Annotated in this window: 22 protein-coding genes; 15 read left to right on the top strand and 7 right to left on the bottom strand. The window is 63.1% G+C overall.

Annotated elements, in window-relative coordinates:
- Nucleotides 1–18 precede the first annotated feature (18 nt).
- Entirely contained in the window at nt 19–1008 is a 990-nt protein-coding gene (locus POS17_RS27570; protein WP_060841367.1) for an alpha/beta hydrolase family protein, read from the bottom strand.
- Between the two features lie 74 nt (nt 1009–1082).
- Between POS17_RS27570 and POS17_RS27565 the strand changes: the two genes are divergently transcribed.
- From POS17_RS27565 to POS17_RS27500, 14 genes are all read left to right on the top strand, one after another.
- On the top strand, nt 1083–3482 hold the full coding sequence (locus POS17_RS27565) for a PAS domain-containing sensor histidine kinase (protein ID WP_060841366.1): 2400 nt from the start codon (nt 1083–1085) through the stop codon (nt 3480–3482).
- A gap of 13 nt (nt 3483–3495) precedes the next feature.
- Nucleotides 3496–4125, top strand: coding sequence for a response regulator (locus tag POS17_RS27560; protein ID WP_060841365.1), 630 nt, complete (start codon nt 3496–3498; stop codon nt 4123–4125).
- 261 nt (nt 4126–4386) lie between these two features.
- Entirely contained in the window at nt 4387–5511 is a 1125-nt protein-coding gene (locus POS17_RS27555; protein ID WP_060841364.1) for an ABC transporter ATP-binding protein, read from the top strand.
- Between the two features lie 43 nt (nt 5512–5554).
- A complete protein-coding gene (locus POS17_RS27550; protein ID WP_060841363.1) occupies nt 5555–6598 on the top strand; it encodes an ABC transporter substrate-binding protein in 1044 nt (347 codons plus the stop codon).
- A gap of 148 nt (nt 6599–6746) precedes the next feature.
- Nucleotides 6747–7994 (top strand): ABC transporter permease, encoded by a 1248-nt coding sequence (locus POS17_RS27545; protein WP_060841362.1) that lies wholly within the window; start codon nt 6747–6749, stop codon nt 7992–7994.
- A 13-nt stretch (nt 7995–8007) separates the two neighbouring features.
- Nucleotides 8008–8832: an ABC transporter permease gene (locus tag POS17_RS27540; RefSeq protein ID WP_016963813.1), complete on the top strand. Its 825-nt coding sequence runs from the start codon at nt 8008–8010 to the stop codon at nt 8830–8832.
- A gap of 142 nt (nt 8833–8974) precedes the next feature.
- Nucleotides 8975–10123 carry an iron-containing alcohol dehydrogenase gene (locus POS17_RS27535; protein ID WP_060841361.1) on the top strand — a complete coding sequence of 383 codons (1149 nt, stop codon included), beginning with the start codon at nt 8975–8977 and terminating at the stop codon, nt 10121–10123.
- An 80-nt stretch (nt 10124–10203) separates the two neighbouring features.
- On the top strand, nt 10204–10878 hold the full coding sequence (rpe, locus tag POS17_RS27530; protein WP_060841360.1) for a ribulose-phosphate 3-epimerase: 675 nt from the start codon (nt 10204–10206) through the stop codon (nt 10876–10878).
- Nucleotides 10875–11693, top strand: a complete 819-nt coding sequence (locus POS17_RS27525; protein WP_060841359.1) for a phosphoglycolate phosphatase — start codon at nt 10875–10877, stop codon at nt 11691–11693. The genes rpe and POS17_RS27525 overlap by 4 nt, the downstream gene beginning before the upstream one ends.
- Before the next feature lie 71 nt (nt 11694–11764).
- Entirely contained in the window at nt 11765–13252 is a 1488-nt protein-coding gene (trpE, locus tag POS17_RS27520) for an anthranilate synthase component I (protein WP_060841358.1), read from the top strand.
- 12 nt (nt 13253–13264) lie between these two features.
- Nucleotides 13265–13858, top strand: a complete 594-nt coding sequence (locus POS17_RS27515) for an aminodeoxychorismate/anthranilate synthase component II (protein WP_060841357.1) — start codon at nt 13265–13267, stop codon at nt 13856–13858.
- Between the two features lie 9 nt (nt 13859–13867).
- Complete coding sequence (trpD, locus tag POS17_RS27510; protein WP_016963746.1) at nt 13868–14917, top strand: anthranilate phosphoribosyltransferase; 1050 nt, start codon at nt 13868–13870, stop codon at nt 14915–14917.
- Nucleotides 14914–15750, top strand: coding sequence for an indole-3-glycerol phosphate synthase TrpC (gene trpC / locus POS17_RS27505; protein ID WP_060841356.1), 837 nt, complete (start codon nt 14914–14916; stop codon nt 15748–15750). The genes trpD and trpC overlap by 4 nt, the downstream gene beginning before the upstream one ends.
- A 67-nt stretch (nt 15751–15817) precedes the next feature.
- Complete coding sequence (locus tag POS17_RS27500) at nt 15818–16519, top strand: lipoate--protein ligase family protein (protein ID WP_060841355.1); 702 nt, start codon at nt 15818–15820, stop codon at nt 16517–16519.
- Here POS17_RS27500 and crp read toward each other — a convergent pair.
- The gene (crp, locus tag POS17_RS27495) at nt 16516–17160 is read right to left on the bottom strand and encodes a cAMP-activated global transcriptional regulator CRP (RefSeq protein WP_060841354.1); all 645 of its coding nucleotides are present in this window, start codon (nt 17158–17160) and stop codon (nt 16516–16518) included. The genes POS17_RS27500 and crp overlap by 4 nt on opposite strands.
- Nucleotides 17161–17394: 234 nt before the next feature.
- Between crp and POS17_RS27490 the strand changes: the two genes are divergently transcribed.
- Complete coding sequence (locus POS17_RS27490; protein ID WP_009045862.1) at nt 17395–17817, top strand: OsmC family protein; 423 nt, start codon at nt 17395–17397, stop codon at nt 17815–17817.
- 73 nt (nt 17818–17890) lie between these two features.
- On the opposite strand, the gene coq7 is transcribed toward POS17_RS27490, so the two are convergent.
- The 5 genes from coq7 to POS17_RS27465 form a co-directional block, all read right to left on the bottom strand.
- A complete protein-coding gene (gene coq7, locus POS17_RS27485) occupies nt 17891–18538 on the bottom strand; it encodes a 2-polyprenyl-3-methyl-6-methoxy-1,4-benzoquinone monooxygenase (protein WP_011063796.1) in 648 nt (215 codons plus the stop codon).
- Nucleotides 18539–18668: 130 nt separating this feature from the next.
- Nucleotides 18669–19007, bottom strand: a complete 339-nt coding sequence (locus tag POS17_RS27480; RefSeq protein WP_016963742.1) for a histidine triad nucleotide-binding protein — start codon at nt 19005–19007, stop codon at nt 18669–18671.
- A 69-nt stretch (nt 19008–19076) separates the two neighbouring features.
- A complete protein-coding gene (locus POS17_RS27475) occupies nt 19077–19865 on the bottom strand; it encodes an SDR family NAD(P)-dependent oxidoreductase (protein WP_060841353.1) in 789 nt (262 codons plus the stop codon).
- 61 nt (nt 19866–19926) lie between these two features.
- A complete protein-coding gene (locus POS17_RS27470; protein ID WP_060841352.1) occupies nt 19927–20844 on the bottom strand; it encodes a DUF805 domain-containing protein in 918 nt (305 codons plus the stop codon).
- Between the two features lie 96 nt (nt 20845–20940).
- On the bottom strand, nt 20941–21909 hold the full coding sequence (locus POS17_RS27465; protein WP_060841351.1) for an NAD(P)H-dependent flavin oxidoreductase: 969 nt from the start codon (nt 21907–21909) through the stop codon (nt 20941–20943).
- Between the last annotated feature and the right edge of the window lie 2 nt (nt 21910–21911).

Raw genomic sequence — 21911 nt, 5'->3', positions numbered from 1 at the left:
CGATGGCGGCCGGTGTCTTCAGCTGTCGGTCGGTTGTGGGTTCAGCCAGCCGCGGACCCGGCGGAACAATTGCTCTTGCTGGGCGGCAGCATTGCCCGGCACGGCCTTGAGCGGGATCTGGCTGAAGTTCGAATGCTTCAGGCGCTTGCTGGCTTGCAGCCGCTCCAGCGCGGCTTTCTGTGCGGCGCTCTTGTCGGCGTAGAAAAAGTCCGCAGTGGCCAGTTTCAGGGTCGGTGTCAGTTCCGCCAGTTGGGGCTTGCCGTTGGCCGGCGCTTGAGCGGCCACCATCACCAGTTTTTGCACTTGCGAGGGCTGCTTCTCGCTCAGGTAACGGGCAGCCCAGTAGGCGCCCGTGCCGTGGCCCAGAAGCACGATGCTGCGCGCATTCTGTTGTTCGGCGAAGGCCAGGGCCGCGTCGATCCGGGTAAAGATACGCTCGGCATCGGCCTTGACCTGTTCCTCGGTACTTTCCGCGACGACACGGTCGGCCACGTCGGTTTCGCCGCCGGCCACCTGTTCGATGGGCTTGGCTTCAGTGCTGGCGTCCTTGGCGGTGTTGCTCTTGTCGGTGGGGGCTGGAGCCGCCTCGACTACCCGCGGCTGGGCCGCTTCGCTGAGCATGTCCGGCAGGGTCAGGCTCAGGCTGCCCCAGTCGGTGTCCGGCAATTTGTTGCGCAGTGGCGCCACGGCTTGCGGCCAGTCAGCGGTTTCACCGGCGCCGGGGAGGATAATCACCACGCCCTTGGGGTCGCTGGTGTTGGCCGGCTTCCACAGGGCCAGGAAGGTGTCACCGCCGGCTTGCAGTTGTTGCTGCTCCTGGGCCGGCAACTGGCGTGCCAGGGCGCTGGCGTCTTCCTGGCTGCGCTCGGGCAGGGGTTGGCGTTGCGCCGGTTGTTCCTCGGGAGCCTTGGTTTCCGGAGCCGGATCGGCGGCTTGTGCAGAAAAGGTCCAGGGCAGGATCAGCGACAGGCACAATGCAGGCAGTGCCGAGCGGTGGACAAGGGGCATCGGATATTCCAGGCCAGAAGTAATTCCGGCAGCCTAATGGGTTGGTCAGTATTTGTCAGGGTGTGAGACTTCAGATGATGCTTTTTCGCTGCCTTTTGCTTATCGGCTGTGTCTGCCTTCCCTTGATAGGCTGGGCGGCGCCCACGTCTCCCGGGCCCATGGCGGCCTTGAGCCAGGAGCAGCGGCAATGGCTTGAGCAGCACCCGGAATTGCGCGTGGGGCTGGTGCTGCAGGCGCCCTTCGCTCAGTACGACCGGCGCCTGCAGCGTTTATCCGGCGCCAACGTCGAACTGATGCAGGCGTTGGCCCAGGCGCTGAAGATCGAGCTCAGCTGGCGCAACTTCCCTGATCAGGCACAACTGGAAAGAGCCTTGCGCGACGGCGAAGTGGACATGGCTCCGGGCCTGACCCAGACACCTGCCGGCCTGCGCCTGTGGCTGTTCAGCGACCCTTACATGCGCGTGCCGCAACTGGTGGTGGGGGAGCGCAAGGGGGCGGGCGCAGTCGAGCTGGAAAAGCTCGACAGCCAGGCCCGGGTCGCGGTGCGGATGCCCAGCGCGGTGGCCGACTACCTGCGTCAGACCTATCCCAATCTGAACCTGCAAGGGGTGCCCCTGGAGCGCCAGGCCCTGCAGTTGCTGCTGAGCCAACAGGCCCGTTATGCGGTTGTGGACGAGGCCCAGCTCAGTCGCCTGTCGGGGGAGGCGGAGTTCGCCGGGCTGGCGGTGGTGGGCGACATTGGCCTGCCGCAGCTGTTGCGGGTAGCGACCCGGCGCGACTGGCCGGAGCTGGCCAGCATCGTCGAAAGAGCTCTGCATGCGATTCCGGCCAAGGATCTGGAACAACTCCACAGTCGCTGGCTGCAGCCCAAGTACCCGCGGCTGGGGCAGTCCCCCGGCGTCTGGCAGAACCTCAGCCTGCTGTTGGTGATCCTGCTGTTGGCCAGCCTGGCGATCGTCTTCTGGCAGCGCCGTCAGCAACGCACCCTGGAGCAGCGGCTGTTGGCGGCTCGCGAGGACATCGCCCTGCGCGCCGCCAGCGAGGAAGCCCTGCGCCTGACGCAGTTTTCCATCGACCAGAGCACCGTGGGCATTCTCTGGGTCAACTGGGACAGCCACGTGCGCTACGCCAACCGCGCCGCCGAGGAGATGCTCGGCTATCCGGCGGGCGGGGTGATTGACCGGCCGTTGATCGATTTCGAACCCAACCTGCACATGGATCGTTGGCTCAACCTGTGGAAACGGGCCCGGGCCAGCGAGGAGGGGGTGCAAAGCTTCGAGACGGAGTGTGTGCGCGCTGATGGCAGTATTCTGCCGGCGGACGTGTCATTGAGCTTCCTGCGCTTTCGCGACAGCGAGTACCTGGTGGTCTATCTCAACGATGTCACCGAGCGCCGGCGGGCCCTGGCGGCCCTGCGTGAAAGCGAAGCGCGCCTGCAGGGCATTGCCGCCAACGTTCCGGGCCTGGTGTTTCGCCTGGAACGGGCGCCGGTCACCGGGCAGATCGACTTTGCCTACATCAGCGAAGGCAGCGAAACCCTGGTGGGCTACCCACCGGCGGTATTGGCTCACCGGGACACCGGCCTGCGCAGCCTGGTGCACCCGGACGACAAGGCCAGCTACCACCAGACCCAGGACCAGGCCCTGGATACCGACAGCGACTGGTCCTGGCAGGGCCGCATCCTGACCCGTCAGGGCCAGCAGCGCTGGGCCGAGATCAAGGCCATTACCCGGCGCCTGGATGACGGCGCCTTCGTTTGGGACGGTATCGTCTGGGACATCAGCGAAAGCAAGCGCATCGAGCTGGAACTGGCCAGCTCCCGGGAGCAATTGCGCGAGCTGTCGGCGCACCTGGAGAGCGTGCGCGAGGAAGAAAAGGCCCGCATTGCCCGGGAAGTCCATGACGAACTGGGGCAGATGCTTACCGTGCTCAAGCTGGAAACGTCCATGTGCGAGCTGGCCTATGCCCAGCTCGACCCGGGCCTGCATGAGCGCCTCAACAGCATGAAGCGCCTGATTGCCCAGTTGTTCCAGCTGGTGCGAGACGTGGCCACCGCCCTGCGGCCGCCGATCCTCGATGCGGGCATTGCTTCGGCCATCGAATGGCAGGCCCGGCGGTTCGAGGCACGGACCCAGATTCCCTGCCTGGTGCAGGTGCCGGACAACCTGCCGCGTTTGAGCGACGCCAAGGCCATCGGCCTGTTCCGCATCCTCCAGGAGGCCCTGACCAATGTCATGCGTCATGCCCAGGCGCATACTGTGGAACTGTCCCTGACCCTGGAAGGCGCGGAACTGTGCATGAGCATCAGCGATGACGGTCTTGGTTTCGACACCGCTTCGGCACGGCCAACCTCCTTTGGGCTGGTGGGCATGCGCGAGCGGGTGCTGATCATGGGCGGCAGCCTGGTGCTGCAAAGCGAGCAGGGCGAAGGCACCACCTTGAGCGTCCGGGTGCCCCTGGATCCAGAACAATAACGAGGAGAAGCGCGTGATCCGTGTACTGGTAGCCGAAGACCACACCATTGTCCGCGAGGGCATCAAGCAGCTGATCGGGTTGGCCAAGGATCTCACCGTGGTGGGGGAGGCGAGCAACGGCGAGCAACTGCTGGAAACCCTGCGCCAGGTGAGCTGCGAGGTGGTGCTGCTGGACATCTCCATGCCCGGGGTGAACGGTCTGGAGGCGATTCCGCGGATTCGCGCGCTGAACAACCCGCCGGCGATTCTGGTGCTGTCGATGCACGATGAGGCGCAGATGGCCGCCCGGGCGTTGAAGATCGGCGCTGCCGGCTACGCCACCAAGGACAGCGACCCGTCGCTGCTGCTGACCGCGATCCGCAAGGTGGCCTCGGGCGGGCGCTACATCGATCCGGATCTGGCGGACCGCATGGTCTTCGAAGTCGGTCTGACCGACGCCCGCCCCTTGCATTCGCTGCTGTCCGAGCGCGAATTCTCGGTCTTCGAACGCCTGGCCCAAGGGGCCAATGTCAACGACATCGCCCAGCAACTGGCGCTGAGCAGCAAGACCATCAGCACCCACAAGGCGCGGTTGATGCAAAAGCTCAACGTCACGTCCCTCGCTGAGCTGGTGAAGTACGCCATGGAGCACAAGCTGCTCTGACACCTGCTCCAGTGCTCTCTTCACCTCCCGGGGAGGGCACTTATCCATTTGCGACATCCTCGCCCTCAGGCTTTTGCCGTTTCTTGCCGCTTGCAGCGTGTCGCTGGCCACTGCCCTTACCCAATCCCGCCATCCTTGTAGGGCAATCCCTACAGACAACCTTCCAGGCGGCTGAGGCGAATCTCTCCTGAGCCCCGATTTGCGTGACCTGCGCGCTCCACTAGGCTTGCTCCACAGCCGTCTAAAACAAAAGGTGTGGGTATGAGCGAGGTCGTTTCAAGCGCTGGGGCCAACGATGTTCTGGTCAGTTTTCGTGGTGTGCAGAAGAGCTACGACGGCGAGAACCTGATCGTCAAAGACCTCAACCTGGAAATTCGCAAAGGCGAGTTCCTCACCCTGCTGGGGCCGTCCGGCTCCGGCAAGACCACCAGCCTGATGATGCTGGCCGGTTTCGAAACCCCGACCGCCGGCGAGATCCAGCTGGCCGGCCGCGCCATCAACAATGTGCCGCCGCACAAGCGCGACATCGGCATGGTGTTCCAGAACTACGCCCTGTTTCCGCACATGACCGTGGCCGAGAACCTCGGCTTTCCGCTGTCGGTGCGGGGCCTGGGCAAGACCGACATCAGCGAGCGGGTCAAGCGCGTGCTGAGCATGGTCCAGCTCGATGCCTTCGCCCAGCGCTATCCGGCGCAACTGTCCGGCGGCCAACAGCAGCGGGTGGCCCTGGCCCGCGCCCTGGTGTTCGAGCCGCAGCTGGTGCTGATGGACGAACCCCTCGGCGCCCTCGACAAGCAGTTGCGCGAACACATGCAGATGGAGATCAAGCACCTGCACCAGCGCCTGGGCGTGACCGTGGTCTACGTGACCCACGACCAGGGCGAAGCCCTGACCATGTCCGACCGGGTGGCGGTGTTCCATCAGGGCGAGATCCAGCAGATCGCTCCGCCGCGGACCCTCTACGAAGAACCGAAGAACACCTTCGTCGCCAACTTCATTGGCGAGAACAACCGTCTCAACGGCCGCCTGCACAGCCATAACGGCGAGCGCTGCGTGGTGGAGCTGGGGCGTGGCGAGAAAGTCGAAGCGCTGGCGGTGAACGTCGGCCGCATCGGCGAGCCTGTGACCCTGTCCATCCGGCCGGAGCGCGTGAGCCTCAACGGCTCCAGCGAAAGCTGCGTCAACCGCTTCTCCGGGAGGGTGGCGGAATTCATCTATCTGGGCGACCACGTCCGGGTGCGCCTGGAAGTCTGCGGCAAGAGCGACTTCTTCGTGAAACAGCCGATTGCCGAGCTCGATCCTGCGCTGGCAGTGGGTGACGTGGTGCCGCTTGGCTGGCAAGTCGAGCACGTTCGCGCGCTTGACCCGCTTCTAGAGGCGAATTGATCGCCCCCCTGCAACACCAACCTGCACGTGGAGAACACAATAAATGTTGAGATCCCTGAAATTCACCGCCCTGGCATTGGGCATGATGGGTGCGGCGCACGCCATGGCGGCGGGCCCGGACCTGACCGTGGTGTCCTTTGGCGGGGCGAACAAGGCGGCTCAGGTCAAAGCCTTCTACGCACCGTGGGAAGCAGCGGGCAACGGCAAGATCGTCGCTGGTGAATACAACGGCGAGATGGCCAAGATCAAGGCCATGGTCGATACCAAGAGCGTGTCCTGGGACCTGGTGGAAGTGGAATCCCCTGAACTGTCCCGTGGTTGCGACGAGGACATGTTCGAGCAACTGGACCCGGCGCTGTTCGGCAAGAGCGAGGATTACGTCAAGGGCGCTATCCAGCCGTGCGGCGTGGGCTTCTTCGTCTGGTCCACAGTGCTGGCCTACAACGCCGACAAGCTGAAAGCAGCCCCCAGCAGCTGGGCCGACTTCTGGGACACCAAGAAATTCCCGGGTAAACGCGGCCTGCGCAAGGGCGCCAAGTACACCCTGGAATTCGCCCTGATGGCCGACGGCGTCGCGCCCAAGGATGTGTACAAGGTGCTGGCCGGCAAGGACGGTCAGGATCGTGCCTTCAAGAAACTCGATGAGCTCAAGCCCAACATCCAGTGGTGGGAAGCTGGCGCCCAGCCGCCGCAGTACCTGGCTTCCGGCGACGTGGTCATGAGTTCGGCCTACAACGGCCGAATCGCCGCAGTGCAGAAGGAAAGCAACCTGAAAGTGGTGTGGAACGGCGGCATCTACGACTTCGACGCCTGGGCCATTCCAAAAGGCCTGGACAAGGCTCGCGCCGAAGCGGCGAAGAAGTTCATCGCCTACTCGGTCCAGCCGCAACAGCAGAAAACCTATTCGGAAAACATCGCCTACGGTCCTGCCAACACCCAGGCCGTGCCGCTGCTGGCCAAGGACATCCTCAAGGACATGCCGACCACCCCGGAAAACATCGCCAACCAGGTGCAGATCGACGTCAGCTTCTGGGCTGACAACGGCGAGCAGCTGGAACAGCGCTTCAACGCCTGGGCAGCCAAGTAACCACCCCCTGCCGTTGTAGGAGCGAGCTTGCTCGCGAAGGCGTCATCAGCATCAACCCTGATGTTGAAGGATGCCCTTCGATTTGCGGCCAAGCCCGCTCCTGCCGCCTGGTGGCTTGTATTCGAAAGATCGATTCGCGGAGTTTGTCATGACCATCACCGTTCCCCTGAACGCGGTCACCGGCCCGACCTTGAAGCAGCGGCTGGCCCGTGCCGAGCGGGTCAACCGCTGGAAGGCGCAGGCCTTGATCGCGCCCCTGGTGCTGTTTCTGTTGCTGGTGTTCCTGGTACCGATCGTGGCGCTGCTGTACAAGAGCGTCGGCAACCCGGAAGTGGTCGGCGGCATGCCGCGCACGGTGGCGGCCGTGAGTGCCTGGGACGGTCGTGGCCTGCCCGGCGAAGGGGCCTACAAGGCCTTGAGCGAAGACCTGGCGGACGCCCGCAAGAATCAGACCCTGGGCGACCTGTCCAAGCGCCTGAACATGGAACTGGCCGGCTACCGCAGCCTGCTGACCAAGACCGCCCGCGCCTTGCCGTTCAAGGCCGAGCCCGAATCCTATAAAGAAGCCATGGAAAGCCTGGACGAGCGCTGGGGCGACCCGGCCTATTGGCAGGCGATCCGTCGCAACACCAGCAGCCTGACCCCTTACTACCTGCTGGCGGCGGTGGACCATCGCATTGATGATCTGGGCGAACTGGCCCCGGCCACCCCGGACCAGGCCATCTACCTGGACATCTTCGCCCGGACCTTCTGGATGGGCCTGGTGATCACCGCCATCTGCCTGGCCCTGGCCTATCCCCTGGCGTACCTGCTGGCCAACCTGCCGGCACGCAAGAGCAACCTCTTGATGATCCTGGTACTGCTGCCGTTCTGGACCTCGATCCTGGTGCGGGTCGCGGCCTGGATCGTGCTGCTGCAATCCGGTGGCCTGATCAACAGCGCGCTGCTGGCCATGGGGGTGATCGACAAGCCCCTGGAGCTGGTGTTCAACCGCACCGGGGTCTACATCTCCATGGTGCACATCCTGCTGCCGTTCATGATCCTGCCGATCTACAGCGTGATGAAAGGCATCTCGCCCACCTACATGCGTGCGGCGATTTCCCTGGGTTGCCATCCGTTCGCCAGCTTCTGGCGGGTGTACTTCCCGCAGACTTACGCCGGGGTCGGCGCCGGTTGCCTGCTGGTGTTCATCCTGGCCATCGGCTACTACATCACCCCGGCATTGCTGGGCAGCCCGAACGATCAGATGGTCAGTTACTTCGTCGCCTTCTACACCAACACCAGCATCAACTGGGGCATGGCCACGGCCCTGGGCGGCCTGCTGTTGCTGGCGACCGTCGTGCTCTATCTGATCTACAGCTGGCTTGTGGGCGCCAGCCGCCTGCGCCTGAGCTAAGGAGAGAATCGAAATGCTGAGCCCCTACATGTCTCCCGTCGAACGGGTCTGGTTCTACAGCTTGCGGATTCTCTGCGGCTTGATCCTGTTGTTCCTGGTGTTGCCGGTGCTGGTGATCATCCCGCTGTCGTTCAACTCGGGCAGCTTCCTGGTGTACCCGTTGCAGGGGTTCTCGCTGCACTGGTATCAGGACTTCTTCGCCTCCGCCGAATGGATGCGGGCCTTGAAGAACAGCATCATCGTGGCCCCGGCCGCCACGCTGCTGGCCATGGTCTTCGGCACGCTCGCGGCCATCGGCCTGACCCGTGGCGACTTTCCCGGCAAGGCGCTGGTCATGGCCCTGGTGATTTCGCCGATGGTGGTGCCGGTGGTGATCATCGGTGTCGCCAGCTACCTGTTCTTCGCGCCGCTGGGCATGGGCAACAGTTTCTTCTCGCTGATCATCGTGCATGCGGTGCTCGGGGTGCCTTTCGTGATCATCACCGTGTCGGCGACCCTGCAGGGCTTCAACCATAACCTGGTGCGCGCCGCGGCGAGCCTCGGGGCTTCGCCCTTGACCACCTTCCGCCGGGTGACCTTGCCGTTGATCGCGCCCGGGGTCATCAGTGGCGCGCTGTTCGCCTTTGCCACCTCGTTCGACGAGGTGGTGGTGACCCTGTTTCTGGCCGGCCCGGAGCAAGCGACCCTGCCACGGCAGATGTTCAGCGGCATCCGTGAAAACCTCAGCCCGACCATTGCCGCGGCGGCGACGCTGCTGATTGCCTTTTCGGTGATTCTGCTGCTGACCCTGGAATGGCTGCGCGGACGCAGCGAGAAGCTGCGCACCGCCCAGGTGTAAACCCTTCGCTTTCCCCGCCCGGGCTACTGACTGTGCTCCCGGGCGAGGGGCGGCAGGGCATTCGTCCGCTGAATAGGCGACAACCGATAATCCACGTCTACGCTTGTGCCAGCTTCCACCTTCTATATAAGAGGCTGCGCACATGAGTATTTCCTCTTTCAAGATCGCTCATAAGCTGCTCACCGGCAGTACCGCCATCGAGCAACTGGCTGCTGAGCTGACCCGCCTGGATGTCGACAACCCGCTGATCGTCACTGATGCCGCGCTGCTCGAGTCGGGCACGGTGGCGCTGGCGTTGGCCCATCTGGGGGAGCGCGATTACGAGATCTTCGACCGGGTGCTGCCCGATCCGGAAATCGCCATCGTCGAAGACTGCATGCAGGTTTACCGCGAAGGCGGGCATGACGGTCTGATCGGGCTGGGGGGCGGCAGCGCCATCGATATTGCCAAGAGTGTCGCGGCCTATGCCGGCTATCACGGCGCCCTGGAAGACCTGTTCGGCATCGATCAGGTGCCGCGCAAGGGGCCGCCGCTGATCGCCATCCCCACCACCGCCGGCACCGGTTCGGAAGTCACCAACGTGGCGATACTGTCCGACAGGGCCGCGCAACTGAAGAAGGGCATTGTCAGCGACTACCTGTTGCCGGACGTGGCCCTGGTCAGTCCGCAGATGACCCTGACCTGCCCCCGCAGCGTGACCGCCGCCAGTGGCGTCGATGCCCTGGTGCACGCGATTGAAGCCTATCTGTCGCTGAGTGCCTCCGCGATCACGGATGCCCTGGCCATAGGCGCCATCAAGCTGATCGTCAAGGCGCTGCCCAAGGCCTTTGCCAATCCGGCCAACCTGCAGGCCCGGGAGGATATGGCCACCGCCAGCCTGATGGCGGGCATGGCCTTCGGCAATGCCGGGGTGGGGGCGGTGCATGCGATGGCCTATCCCCTGGGTGGCCGTTTCCATATGTCCCACGGGGTCAGCAATGCCTTGCTGCTGCCCTATGTCATGACCTGGAACAAGATGGCCTGTGTCGAGCGTATGCAGGATATCGCCGACGCCATGGGGGTGCAGACCGCGCACTTGAGTGCCGGCGAGGCCGCCGATCGGGCCGTGGAGGCGATGACCGCCCTGTGCGCCGCGGTGGAGATTCCCAGTGGCTTGCGCAGCTTTGGCGTGCCCGAAGAGGCAATTCCCGCCATGGCCGTGGAGGCCGCGGGGATCGAGCGTCTGATGCGCAACAATCCGCGCAAGCTGAGCTCCGCCGATATCGAGAAGATCTATCGCGCGGCTTACTGAACATCGCGGTTACGGTGTGCGCCCCAAAGCATGAGGTATACAATGCGCGCCATCGTGATTCCGCTCAAAAAAGGTGCGTCATGCAGCCCTTCGCTATTGCTCCGTCGATTCTCTCCGCCGACTTCGCCCGTCTGGGCGAGGAAGTGGACAATGTCCTGGCCGCCGGTGCCGATATCGTCCACTTCGATGTCATGGACAACCACTATGTGCCGAACCTGACCATCGGCCCGATGGTCTGCTCGGCGCTGCGCAAGTACGGGATCACCGCGCCGATCGATGCGCACCTGATGGTGACCCCGGTGGACCGCATCATCGGCGACTTCATCGAGGCGGGCGCGACCTACATCACCTTTCACCCGGAAGCCACCCTGCACGTGGATCGCTCCCTGCAGATGATCCGCGAAGGCGGTTGCAAGGCGGGCCTGGTGTTCAACCCGGCAACCCCGCTGGACGTGCTCAAGTACGTGATGGACAAGGTCGACATGGTGCTGCTGATGAGCGTCAACCCGGGTTTCGGCGGGCAGAAGTTCATTCCTGGGACCCTCGACAAGCTGCGTGAGGCACGGGCCCTGATCGATGCCTCCGGCCGTGATATCCGCCTGGAGATCGACGGTGGGGTGAACGTCGGCAACATCCGTGAGATCGCCGCAGCAGGCGCTGACACCTTTGTTGCCGGCTCGGCGATCTTCAATGCGCCGAACTACCGGGAAGTCATCGAGAAGATGCGCGCCGAACTGGCGCTGGCGCGCTCATGAGCGCATTTGAGCAGCTGTTCCCGGGGCGTCTGCCGCGGCTGGTGATGTTCGACCTGGATGGCACTCTGGTCGATTCGGTGCCGGACCTCGCGGCCGCCGTGGATCAGATGCTGCTCAAGCTGGGGCGCAAGCCTGCGGGTATCGACGCGGTGCGCGAGTGGGTCGGCAATGGCGCGCCGATGCTGGTGCGCCGGGCCCTGGCCAACAGCCTGGAGGCCCAGGACGTCGACGATGTCGAGGCCGAGCACGCTCTTGAGCTGTTCAATGCGGCCTATGAGGACAGTCATGAGCTGACCGTGGTCTATCCCGGCGTGCGCGAAACCCTCAAGTGGCTGCACAAGCAGGGCGTGGAAATGGCCCTGATCACCAACAAGCCCGAGCGTTTCGTCGCCCCCTTGCTGGATCAGATGAAGATCGGCCGGTATTTCCGCTGGATCATCGGTGGCGACACCCTGCCGCAGAAGAAGCCGGACCCGGCGGCGCTGTTCTTCGTGATGAAGATGGCCAGCGTGCCGGCCTCGCAGTCGCTGTTCGTCGGCGACTCGCGCAGTGACGTGCTGGCGGCCAAGGCCGCGGGGGTCAAGTGCGTGGCGCTGAGCTACGGCTATAACCATGGTCGGCCGATTGCCGAGGAATCCCCGGCGCTGGTGATCGACAATCTGCGGGCGCTGATCCCCGGTTGCTTAGAACCTGCCGCTGAGATAACGTTGCCCGACGCTGTTCCATCCCCTTCTGGAAACTCCATCGTGGTGGTCACTCGCAAACTCTGGATGAAAGTCATCAAGGCCTTGGCCCGTTGGCGTTGGCGCGCCTGATTTTTGTCTGGCCGGCCCTGCCGGCGTGTTTGCATACCTGACTGTTAGACCCTCAAGCCACGAGGCATCCCATGATTCGCGAAGAATTCCTGCGTTTGGCCGCAGCCGGTTACAACCGTATCCCGCTGGCCTGCGAAACCCTTGCCGATTTCGACACGCCGCTGTCGATCTACCTGAAACTGGCCGATCAGCCCAACTCCTACTTGCTGGAGTCGGTGCAGGGCGGCGAGAAGTGGGGGCGCTATTCGATCATTGGCCTGCCGTGCCGCACCGTATTGCGTGTGCAGGGGCACCGAGTCAGCGTGACCCATGACGGGATCGAGATCGAAAGCCATGAAGTGGCCGATCCACTGGCCTTCGTCGAGGAATTCAAAGCCCGCTACAACGTACCGACCATCGCCGGCCTGCCGCGTTTCAACGGCGGCCTGGTGGGGTACTTCGGTTATGACTGCGTGCGTTATGTCGAGCCGCGCCTGGGCCAGTGCCCGAATCCGGATCCGATCGGCGTGCCGGATATCCTGCTGATGGTTTCCGATGCAGTGGTGGTGTTCGACAACCTGGCGGGCAAGATGCACGCCATCGTGCTGGCCGATCCGAGCCAGGACAATGCGTTCGAAGCCGGCCAGGCGCGTTTGCAGGAGTTGCTGGCACAGCTGCGTCAGCCGATCACGCCACGCCCCGGGCTGGATTTCAGCAAGCAGTCGGCGGCGGAGCCGGTGTTCCGCTCCAGCTTCACCCAGGGCGACTATGAGCGCGCGGTGGACACTATCAAGGAGTACATCCTGGCCGGTGACTGCATGCAGGTGGTGCCGTCCCAGCGCATGTCCATCGATTTTTCGGCCGCGCCCATCGACCTGTACCGGGCGCTGCGCTGCTTCAACCCGACGCCTTACATGTACTTCTTCAACTTCGGTGACTTCCATGTCGTGGGCAGTTCGCCGGAGGTGCTGGTGCGGGTCGAGGACAACCTGATTACCGTGCGGCCGATTGCCGGCACCCGTCCGCGGGGCGCAACCGAGGAAGCCGACCTGGCCCTGGAACAGGACCTGCTGTCGGACGACAAGGAAATTGCCGAGCACCTGATGCTGATCGACCTGGGGCGCAACGACACCGGTCGCGTATCCGAAATCGGTAGCGTGAAGCTCACCGAGAAGATGGTCATCGAGCGTTATTCCAACGTGATGCACATCGTCTCCAACGTCACCGGTCAATTGAAGGCCGGGCTGACAGCGATGGATGCCCTGCGGGCGATCCTGCCGGCGGGGACGTTGTCCGGGGCGCCGAAGATCCGGGCCATGGAAATCATCGACGAGCTGGAACCGGTCAAGCGCGGCATCTACGGCGGCGCCGTGGGTTATTTCGCCTGGAACGGCAACATGGACACCGCGATTGCCATTCGCACCGCGGTGATCAAGAACGGTGAGCTGCATGTACAGGCCGGCGGCGGGATTGTTGCCGACTCGGTGCCGACCCTGGAGTGGGAAGAGACGCTGAACAAGCGTCGCGCAATGTTCCGTGCCGTGGCACTGGCTGAACAAACCCCCGCATCCAAGGCTTGAGGAGTTTCCACTATGTTGCTGATGATCGATAACTACGACTCCTTCACCTATAACGTCGTCCAGTACCTGGGCGAGTTGGGTGCCGAGGTCAAGGTGGTGCGCAATGACGAGCTGACCGTGGCTGAAATCGAGGCGCTCAAGCCTGAGCGCATCGTGGTTTCGCCCGGTCCTTGCACACCCACCGAAGCCGGTATCTCCATCGAGGCGATCAAGCATTTCGCCGGCAAGCTGCCGATTCTCGGCGTGTGCCTGGGTCACCAGTCCATCGGCCAGGCCTTTGGCGGCCAGGTGGTACGTGCCCGGCAAGTGATGCACGGCAAGACCAGCCCGGTGTTCCATCGTGACCTGGGGGTATTCAGCGGCCTGAACCTGCCGCTGACGGTGACCCGCTACCACTCGCTGGTGGTCAAGCGGGACAGCCTGCCCGACTGCCTCGAAGTCACTGCCTGGACTCAACTGGAAGACGGTTCCGTCGACGAGATCATGGGGCTGCGCCACAAGACATTGAATATCGAGGGTGTGCAATTTCACCCCGAGTCTATTCTCACCGAGCAGGGCCACGAGCTGTTCGCCAACTTCCTCAAACAGAGCGGCGGCACGCGCTAAGGACTTTTCATGGATATCAAGACTGCCCTGAGCCGTATTGTCGGCCATCTGGACCTGAGCACCGACGAGATGCGCGATGTGATGCGCGAGATCATGACCGGTCAATGCACCGATGCGCAGATTGGTGCCTTCATGATGGCCATGCGCATGAAAAGCGAAAGCATCGACGAAATCGTCGGCGCGGTGTCGGTGATGCGCGAGTTGGCGGACAAGGTCGAGCTCAAGACCCTCGACGGTGTGGTGGATGTGGTAGGCACCGGCGGTGACGGTGCGAACATCTTCAACGTGTCCACGGCTTCTTCTTTTGTGGTGGCGGCGGCCGGCTGCACGGTCGCCAAGCATGGCAATCGCGCGGTGTCCGGCAAGAGCGGCAGTGCCGACTTGCTGGAGTCGGCCGGGGTCTACCTGAACCTGACGCCGGTCCAGGTGGCCCGCTGCATCGACAACGTCGGTATCGGCTTCATGTTTGCCCAGTCTCATCACGGCGCCATGAAATATGCCGCTGGCCCGCGTCGCGACCTTGGTCTGCGCACCCTGTTCAACATGCTTGGCCCGCTTACGAATCCGGCCGGCGTGAAACATCAGGTGGTGGGCGTGTTCACCCAGGCGCTGTGCCGGCCATTGGCCGAGGTTTTGCAGCGCCTGGGCAGCAAGCATGTGCTGGTGGTGCACTCCCAGGATGGCCTGGACGAGTTCAGCCTGGCTGCACCGACCTATGTGGCCGAGCTGAAGAATGACCAGATTACCGAGTACTGGGTGCAGCCCGAGGACCTGGGCATGAAGAGCCAGAGCCTGTTTGGCCTGGTGGTGGAGAGCCCGGCGGCGTCCCTGGAGCTGATTCGCGATGCCCTGGGACGACGCAAGACCGAGCATGGGCAGAAGGCCGCCGAAATGATTGTGCTCAATGCCGGTGCGGCGCTGTATGCCGCGGATCATGCCAGCAGCCTGAAAGAGGGCGTGGCCCTGGCTCACGATGCCTTGCACACGGGCCTGGCCCGGGAAAAGCTTGAGGAACTGGGCGCCTTTACCGCGGTGTTCAAGCAGGAGAATGAAGGATGAGTGTGCCGACTGTTCTGGAAAAGATCCTCGCCCGCAAGGTGCAGGAGGTTGCCGAGCGTAGCGCGCGTGTCAGCCTGGCCGAGCTGGAAACCCTGGCGCGAGCCGCCGATGCCCCGCGCGGCTTCGCCAAGGCTCTGCAGGAGCAGGCCAAGCTCAAGCAACCGGCGGTGATCGCCGAGATCAAGAAGGCATCCCCCAGCAAAGGTGTGATCCGCGAGAACTTTGTGCCGGCGGACATTGCCAGGAGTTATGAGAAGGGCGGCGCCACCTGCCTGTCGGTGCTCACCGACGTCGACTTTTTCCAGGGCGCCGATGCTTACCTGCAACAGGCTCGGGCTGCCAGCAAGTTGCCGGTTATCCGCAAGGATTTCATGATCGATCCCTATCAGATCGTCGAAGCCCGTGCCCTGGGGGCCGACTGTGTGCTGCTGATCGTCGCCGCGCTGGATGACGCGCGAATGGCCGAGCTGGCCGCGGTGGCCAAGGGCGTTGGCCTGGATGTGCTGGTGGAAGTGCACGATGGCGATGAGCTGGAGCGGGCACTGAAAACCCTCGACACGCCGTTGGTGGGGATCAACAACCGCAACCTGCACACCTTCGATGTCGACCTGGAAACCACCCTCGACCTGCTGCCGCGGATTCCCCGCGACCGCCTGGTGATTACCGAGAGTGGCATTCTCAATCGTGCCGATGTTGAGCTGATGGAAATCAGCAACGTCTATTCGTTCCTGGTGGGCGAGGCGTTCATGCGTGCCGAGAGTCCGGGCAGCGAGCTGCAACGCCTGTTCTTCCCTGAACGCGGCGTCCCGGTCAGCGGTTCGACCCTGGACTGAACCTGAAACACTGAACAAGCCGGCGATGCCGGCTTTTTCATATCCACTGCCAAGGACTTTCCCTGTCATGACTCAACCCCTTGCCTTGACCGTCGAAGCCGGCCTGCAGGCCGAGCAGGATCTGCTGGCTCAGGTGTGTGCCACAGAGCAGGAGTTTGGCCTGCTGTTCTGGCAACCCAGTGACCGGGCGCTGGTGATGCCGCGGCGCCTGAGCCGCCTGCCCGGATTCGAGCAGGCTTGCCAGGTGTCGGCTGCCAATGGCTGGCCGGTGTTGCTGCGGGAAACCGGTGGCGAGCCGGTGCCGCAGTCGGCGGCCACGGTGAACATTGCGCTGGTCTACGCGCCGCCGCGTAGCGAGGGGGATCAGGGGCGGATTGAAACGGCCTATCGACGCTTGTGCCAGCCGATTTGCGACCTGCTCACTGAGCTGGGAGGCAATCCGTCGTTGGGAGAGGTGGACGGTGCCTTTTGCGATGGGCGCTTCAACGTCAATCTGGACGGTCGCAAACTGGTCGGCACTGCCCAGCGCTGGCGCCAGAGCAAGGGCGGGCAGCGGCCGGTGGGGCTGGTACACGGAGCCTTGTTGCTGGATAACGAGCGCGCCTCGATGGTGGAAGCGGTCAATAGCTTCAATCAGGCCTGTGGACTGGAGCAGCGTTGCCGGGCCGAAAGCCATATCGCCTTGCATGAGGCTTTTGCCGCCCCCGATGCCATCGACCGGCTGGACAGTCTCTACCGCGAGATGCTCAAGGGCTTTCTGCCGGGCTAGCGGGTGCCGAACACCACCATGGTCTTGCCTTTGACGTGAACCAGATTGCGTTCTTCCAGGTCCTTGAGGACGCGGCCGACCATCTCCCGTGAACAGCCGACGATCCGGCCGATCTCCTGGCGGGTGATCTTGATCTGCATGCCGTCCGGATGGGTCATGGCATCCGGTTGCTTGCACAGCTCCAGCAAGCAGCGGGCAACCCGTCCGGTCACATCGAAGAACGCCAGATCGCCGACCTTGCGCGTGGTGTTGCGCAGGCGCTGGGCGATCTGCCCGCTCAGCACGTACAGAATGTCCGGATCGATCTGCGACAGCTCTCGGAACTTGGCATAGCTGATTTCCGCCACTTCACATTCCACCTTGGCGCGCACCCAGGCGCTGCGTTGCTGCTCCTGCCCGGCCTCTTCGAACAGCCCCAGCTCGCCGAAGAAGTCCCCAGCGTTGAGGTAGGCAATGATCATCTCCCGGCCGTCGTCGTCTTCGATGAGGATGGTCACCGAACCCTTGATGATGAAGTACAGGCTGTCGGACACGTCGCCGGCGCAGATGATGTTGCTCTTGGCCTGGTACCGGCGGCGTTGACAGTGCATCAGCAACTTGTCGAGATTTTTGATCCTGGAGGTGGGGGCAATAGCAACCATGGTTGTATCCCGAAAAGACTGCACGGTATGAGGTGTTTGTTATGGGGCGAACAGCGAAGCTGTTTGACGCTGGCGATGCGCCATTCATTTGGCGTCAGCTTAACAGACACATCCTAAGCGGATTTAAGATTTTTCTTGGTAAGGATCGGCAATAGGCCTACAGCGGGCAAAGCGCGGCCCGGGCAAAACCCTGTGCTAAGCTGGCGACCCTTTTTTAGCAGTGGAGTCTTGGCGATGAAGGCACGCATCCAATGGGCTGGCGAAGCCATGTTCCTCGGTGAGTCGGGCAGCGGTCATGTCGTGGTGATGGACGGCCCACCAGAAGCCGGTGGACGTAATCTGGGTGTTCGCCCCATGGAAATGCTCCTGTTGGGCGTGGGCGGTTGCAGCAACTTCGATGTGGTCAGCATTCTGAAGAAGTCGCGCCAGGCCGTGGAAAGTTGCGAGGCCTTCCTCGACGCCGAACGCGCGACCGAAGATCCCAAGGTCTTCACCAAGATTCACATGCACTTCGTGGTCAAGGGGCGGGGCTTGAAGGAAGCCCAGGTCAAGCGCGCTATCGAGCTGTCGGCCGAGAAATACTGCTCCGCCTCGATCATGCTCGGCGCCGCTGGCGTGGCCATCACTCACGATTACGAAATCGTCGAGCTCGGCTGATTGGCGTCGATTGTTTCGGGCAAAGCAAAGGGCGCTCATGGAGCGCCCTTTTTTGTCAGCGGCAGTAGCGGGGTCAGATCCGGTAGGTGCTTTTGGTCATGACCTTGGCCAACAGGCTCATGCCGAACTTGACCGGTGCCGGGAAGCGAAAGCCGCCGGCTTCAAGGGCAGTTTCGGCGTGGTGTTCTTCGTCGATCCGCATCTGCTCGAGAATGGCTCGGGACTTTTCGTCCTCGGCCGGGAGCTGTTCCAGGTGCTCGTTCAGGTGTTTGCAGACCTGATCTTCGGTGGCGGCGACGAAACCCAGGCTGACCTTGTCGCTGATCAGGCCGGCCGCTGCGCCGATGCCGAACGACAGGCCGTAGAACAATGGATTGAGCACACTGGGATGGCTGCCCAGCTGACGGATGCGCTGTTCGCACCAGGCCAGGTGGTCGATCTCTTCTTCGGCGGCATGCTCCATGGCCTGGCGTACCTGGGGCAGCTTGGCGGTCAGCGCCTGGCCCTGGTACAGCGCCTGGGCACAGACTTCCCCGGTGTGGTTGATGCGCATCAGGCCGGCAACATGCCGGGTGTCCTCGTCACTCATCTGCGCTTCCGGCTGCACGATGGCCGGCGACGGGCGATAAGGTTGGCCACTGAACGGCAACAGCGTGCGCATGGCCATATCGGCCTGCAGCAGCAGGCGGTCAATCGGCGAGTAGTGACGTTGGGTAGTCATGCTTATCTCCGGGAAGAATCACGGCGGCCAGTTTACTCCAATCGATGGGGCGAAAACTGCGCTGGATCAGCGCACCCTCGTCGCAGACCGGACGAGAGGGCGCCGTGCAGGGGGGGAGTGGGTGGGGCAATCAGCCCGGAGGCCAGTTCATCTGACGTTGACCCAGCACATGCATGTGAATGTGGTAGACGGTCTGTCCGCCCAGCTCATTGCAGTTCATCACCACCCGGAAGCCGTCTTCACAGCCTTGTTCCTTGGCCAGTCGCTGGGCGGTGAACAGAATATGCCCGGCCAGGGCCTTGTCGTCCTCGGTGAGGTCGTTGAGGGTGCGGATGGGCTTTTTCGGAATCACCAGGAAGTGCACCGGCGCTTGCGGGGCGATGTCGTGGAAGGCCAGAACCTGGTCGTCCTCGTAGATGATCTTCGCGGGTATTTCTCTGTTGATGATCTTGGTGAACAGAGTATCCACAGCTGTTTCTCCATTGGGTTGGTCCGGGCTGAGTGTACTCAGGCTCATCCTGTGCGCCCAGCCCGGCATCTAACGTGGGCAATAGGCCCGATTGACGTAACCGACGATCTTGCGGGTCAGCCAGCGCGAGCCGAGGCGGCTGCTGAAAGCCATCCAGCGGTTCAGGCGGCCGGGAATGATGAGGGCGCGGTTCTTCTCCAGCGCGCGGACCGCGTACAGGGCCACTTCCTCGGGGCTCATGAGCAGTTTGCTGTCGTTGAGCCTTTGAGTGTCCATTTGTGCCGTGCGGAAAAAGTCCGTGCGAGTCGGGCCGGGGCACAGCACCGAGACCTTGACGGCGCATTTCTTCAGTTCTTCGCGCAGGCCTTCGGAGAAGTGCAGGACATAGGCCTTGCTGGCGTAGTAGGTGCTCATCCACGGGCCCGGATAGAAGGCGGCTACCGAGGCGACGTTGAGAATCTGTCCGCCGCCCAGCAGCGCCATGCTGTTGCCCAGGGCATGACACAGGCGGGTCAGGGCGAGGATGTTGACCTCGATCAGGTCCTGTTCGGTCATCCAGTCCTGGGCCAGGAAGGGGCCGCAGGTGCCGATGCCGGCGCAGTTGACCAGCAGATCGATCTGACGCTCGCCTTCCTCCAGTTCCAACAGGAAGCCGGACAGGCGCAAGGGCTCCCCCAGGTCGCAGGCGCGAAACAGCACTTCGACACCAAAACGTTGGGTCAACTCCAGGGCGATGCTTTCCAGCTGATCACGCTGGCGGGCCACCAGAAGCAGGTTGCGCCCACGCCGGGCCAGTGCTTCGGCCAGGGCCAGGCCTATGCCGCTGGAAGCGCCGGTGATCAGAGCGTAACGGGTCATGCATTTCTCCATCGCAACGGCCGGTCGCCTGCGACAGGAAGGGTCGCAGGCTCGGACGCGTTTATTCTTGCTCGGATTCTACAGGGGCCGCGGCGCTGTCGGCGGGTTCAGCATCTTCGTCAACGCTGCCGGAGTCGACGCTTTCGCTGTAGCTGGTCTCGCTGTAGCGATCTTCCAGGGAGCTCAGGCCACCGGCCACCATGCCAACGATCAATGCCACGATCAGTACCACCCACATCCACGACAGGACCTTGACCGCAGTGGTATTGGGCGGTGGTGGGGCGCCGTAGCGGTTGGCGACGTTGCTGCCCGGGCTGACCATCAGCACCAGGGGGAAGATGCTGCCGACGATTGGCACGAAGTTCAGCAGCCACAGCCAGCCGGACCAGCCCAGGTCATGCAGGCGCTGCACGCTGATCTGGATGCTGACGACGATGAAACCGATGAACACCACGATGCCGCCGACGATCCCTACTCCAGTGAGGAGCGTGGAGTTGAGCACGGCAGCGGAAAGAATGCCGAAGAATGCACCGACTCCGACCACGGCCAGCATCGCGACCGTCAGGACCAGGGTCCAGGCCAGGTAGCGCAGGCGACCGATGCGGCCTTCGAAGCTGAAGACATTGAGTGTGGCGTATTGCGGCAGAGCTTCGCCGACCGTGGCTTGTGGGGGCGCGTAGGGCGACTCGCTGATCGGCGCCGGGCTCGGGGCATGGGTGACCGCGTCCAGGTTCAGGTCCAGTGCCTGTTCAGCTTCGATACGGGCATCGATCCCGGCGTTTTTCAGGGCTTCCAGGTAGCGCTGGGCATCCGCTTGGGTCAGATCGCGTTTGAGCTCTACCCGTTGGCCGCTGAACAGACGCTCCACTGCGGCAGCATCGCTTTTGAACAGTTCGGCCAGGTTCAGTTGGGCGGTGGACTTCTCGACGCCGGGCAGCAGCGCGCCGTCGAAAACAATCTTGTAGCGAGTTTCGCTCATGGGGGGCATCCCTGTCTTTTGAAAAGAAGGCTTACATAAAAGGCGGCTAGTTTAAGGCCAGCGCCCCCCCGCTGGCCAAAAAACAATGAGAACGGGTTAACGTGGCCAGCGATTGCCCAACTGCGCGGCGCGTGCCTGGGCGGCTTGGTATTCGCTATCCAGGCGGGCGATCAATTGATCGACGCTGGGCAGGTCGTCGATTTCGCCTACGCCTTGGCCGGCCGACCAAACGGTTTTCCAGGCCTTGGCCTCGTCGCTGATGGGCTTGAGCTTGGAACCGAAGTTGATTTCACCCTTGCCCTGCAGGGCAGCCAGGTCGAAACCGGCATTCTCCAGGCTTTGGCGCATGAAGCTGGCGGGCACCCCGGACACGGCGGCGGTGTGCACGATGTCCGCAGCGCGGGAGCTGAGCAGCATCTCCTTGTAGGCGTCCGGTGCATGACTTTCGCGGGTGCCGATAAAGCGTGTACCCAGGTACGCCAGGTCGGCACCGAGCAATTGAGCGGCGAGAATCTCGTGGCCGCGGTTCAGGCAGCCGGCCAGCAGCAGGGTCTTGTCGAAGAACTGGCGGATTTCGGCGATGAGGGCGAAGGGGCTCCAGGTGCCAGCATGGCCGCCGGCCCCTGCGGCGACGGCGATCAGTCCATCGACTCCGGCTTCTGCGGCTTTCTCCGCGTGCCGGCGCGTGGTCACGTCATGGAACACCAGGCCGCCGTAGCTGTGTACGGCGTCCACGACCTCCTTGACCGCTCCCAGGCTGGTGATGACGATCGGCACCTGGTGTTCGATGCAGATCTGCAGGTCCGCCTGCAGGCGCGGATTGCTGTTGTGCACGATCAGGTTCACCGCGTAGGGGGCAGGGTTCTCCAATTTGTCCAGCCCCGCCTCGATCTCTTCGAGCCAGGCCTTGAAGCCACTGCTTTCGCGCTGGTTCAGGGCCGGGAAGCTGCCGACCACGCCATTGCGACAGCAGGCCAGGACCAGTTCGGGGTTGGAGATCAGGAACATCGGCGCCGCCACCAGGGGCAGGCGCAGGTGTTGCTCGAGCAGAACGGGCAGTGACATTG

This window comes from Pseudomonas sp. Os17 (assembly GCF_001547895.1).
GTDB lineage: Bacteria > Pseudomonadota > Gammaproteobacteria > Pseudomonadales > Pseudomonadaceae > Aquipseudomonas.
The sequence above is the reverse complement of the archived record's forward strand: the minus strand, read 5'-3'. Positions and strand labels throughout refer to the sequence as shown.

What these genes read in the sequence shown, in the direction of transcription:
- POS17_RS27570 (WP_060841367.1), bottom strand. Translation starts at nt 1,008, where the DNA reads ATGCCCCTTGTCCACCGCTCGGCACTGCCTGCATTGTGCCTGTCGCTG.
- trpC (WP_060841356.1), top strand. Translation starts at nt 14,914, where the DNA reads ATGAGTGTGCCGACTGTTCTGGAAAAGATCCTCGCCCGCAAGGTGCAG.
- rpe (WP_060841360.1), top strand. Translation starts at nt 10,204, where the DNA reads ATGCAGCCCTTCGCTATTGCTCCGTCGATTCTCTCCGCCGACTTCGCC.
- POS17_RS27490 (WP_009045862.1), top strand. Translation starts at nt 17,395, where the DNA reads ATGAAGGCACGCATCCAATGGGCTGGCGAAGCCATGTTCCTCGGTGAG.
- POS17_RS27550 (WP_060841363.1), top strand. Translation starts at nt 5,555, where the DNA reads ATGTTGAGATCCCTGAAATTCACCGCCCTGGCATTGGGCATGATGGGT.
- POS17_RS27545 (WP_060841362.1), top strand. Translation starts at nt 6,747, where the DNA reads ATGACCATCACCGTTCCCCTGAACGCGGTCACCGGCCCGACCTTGAAG.
- POS17_RS27565 (WP_060841366.1), top strand. Translation starts at nt 1,083, where the DNA reads ATGATGCTTTTTCGCTGCCTTTTGCTTATCGGCTGTGTCTGCCTTCCC.
- trpE (WP_060841358.1), top strand. Translation starts at nt 11,765, where the DNA reads ATGATTCGCGAAGAATTCCTGCGTTTGGCCGCAGCCGGTTACAACCGT.
- coq7 (WP_011063796.1), bottom strand. Translation starts at nt 18,538, where the DNA reads ATGACTACCCAACGTCACTACTCGCCGATTGACCGCCTGCTGCTGCAG.
- POS17_RS27540 (WP_016963813.1), top strand. Translation starts at nt 8,008, where the DNA reads ATGCTGAGCCCCTACATGTCTCCCGTCGAACGGGTCTGGTTCTACAGC.
- POS17_RS27555 (WP_060841364.1), top strand. Translation starts at nt 4,387, where the DNA reads ATGAGCGAGGTCGTTTCAAGCGCTGGGGCCAACGATGTTCTGGTCAGT.
- POS17_RS27525 (WP_060841359.1), top strand. Translation starts at nt 10,875, where the DNA reads ATGAGCGCATTTGAGCAGCTGTTCCCGGGGCGTCTGCCGCGGCTGGTG.
- POS17_RS27475 (WP_060841353.1), bottom strand. Translation starts at nt 19,865, where the DNA reads ATGACCCGTTACGCTCTGATCACCGGCGCTTCCAGCGGCATAGGCCTG.
- crp (WP_060841354.1), bottom strand. Translation starts at nt 17,160, where the DNA reads ATGGTTGCTATTGCCCCCACCTCCAGGATCAAAAATCTCGACAAGTTG.
- POS17_RS27465 (WP_060841351.1), bottom strand. Translation starts at nt 21,909, where the DNA reads ATGTCACTGCCCGTTCTGCTCGAGCAACACCTGCGCCTGCCCCTGGTG.
- POS17_RS27470 (WP_060841352.1), bottom strand. Translation starts at nt 20,844, where the DNA reads ATGAGCGAAACTCGCTACAAGATTGTTTTCGACGGCGCGCTGCTGCCC.
- trpD (WP_016963746.1), top strand. Translation starts at nt 13,868, where the DNA reads ATGGATATCAAGACTGCCCTGAGCCGTATTGTCGGCCATCTGGACCTG.
- POS17_RS27500 (WP_060841355.1), top strand. Translation starts at nt 15,818, where the DNA reads ATGACTCAACCCCTTGCCTTGACCGTCGAAGCCGGCCTGCAGGCCGAG.
- POS17_RS27535 (WP_060841361.1), top strand. Translation starts at nt 8,975, where the DNA reads ATGAGTATTTCCTCTTTCAAGATCGCTCATAAGCTGCTCACCGGCAGT.
- POS17_RS27515 (WP_060841357.1), top strand. Translation starts at nt 13,265, where the DNA reads ATGTTGCTGATGATCGATAACTACGACTCCTTCACCTATAACGTCGTC.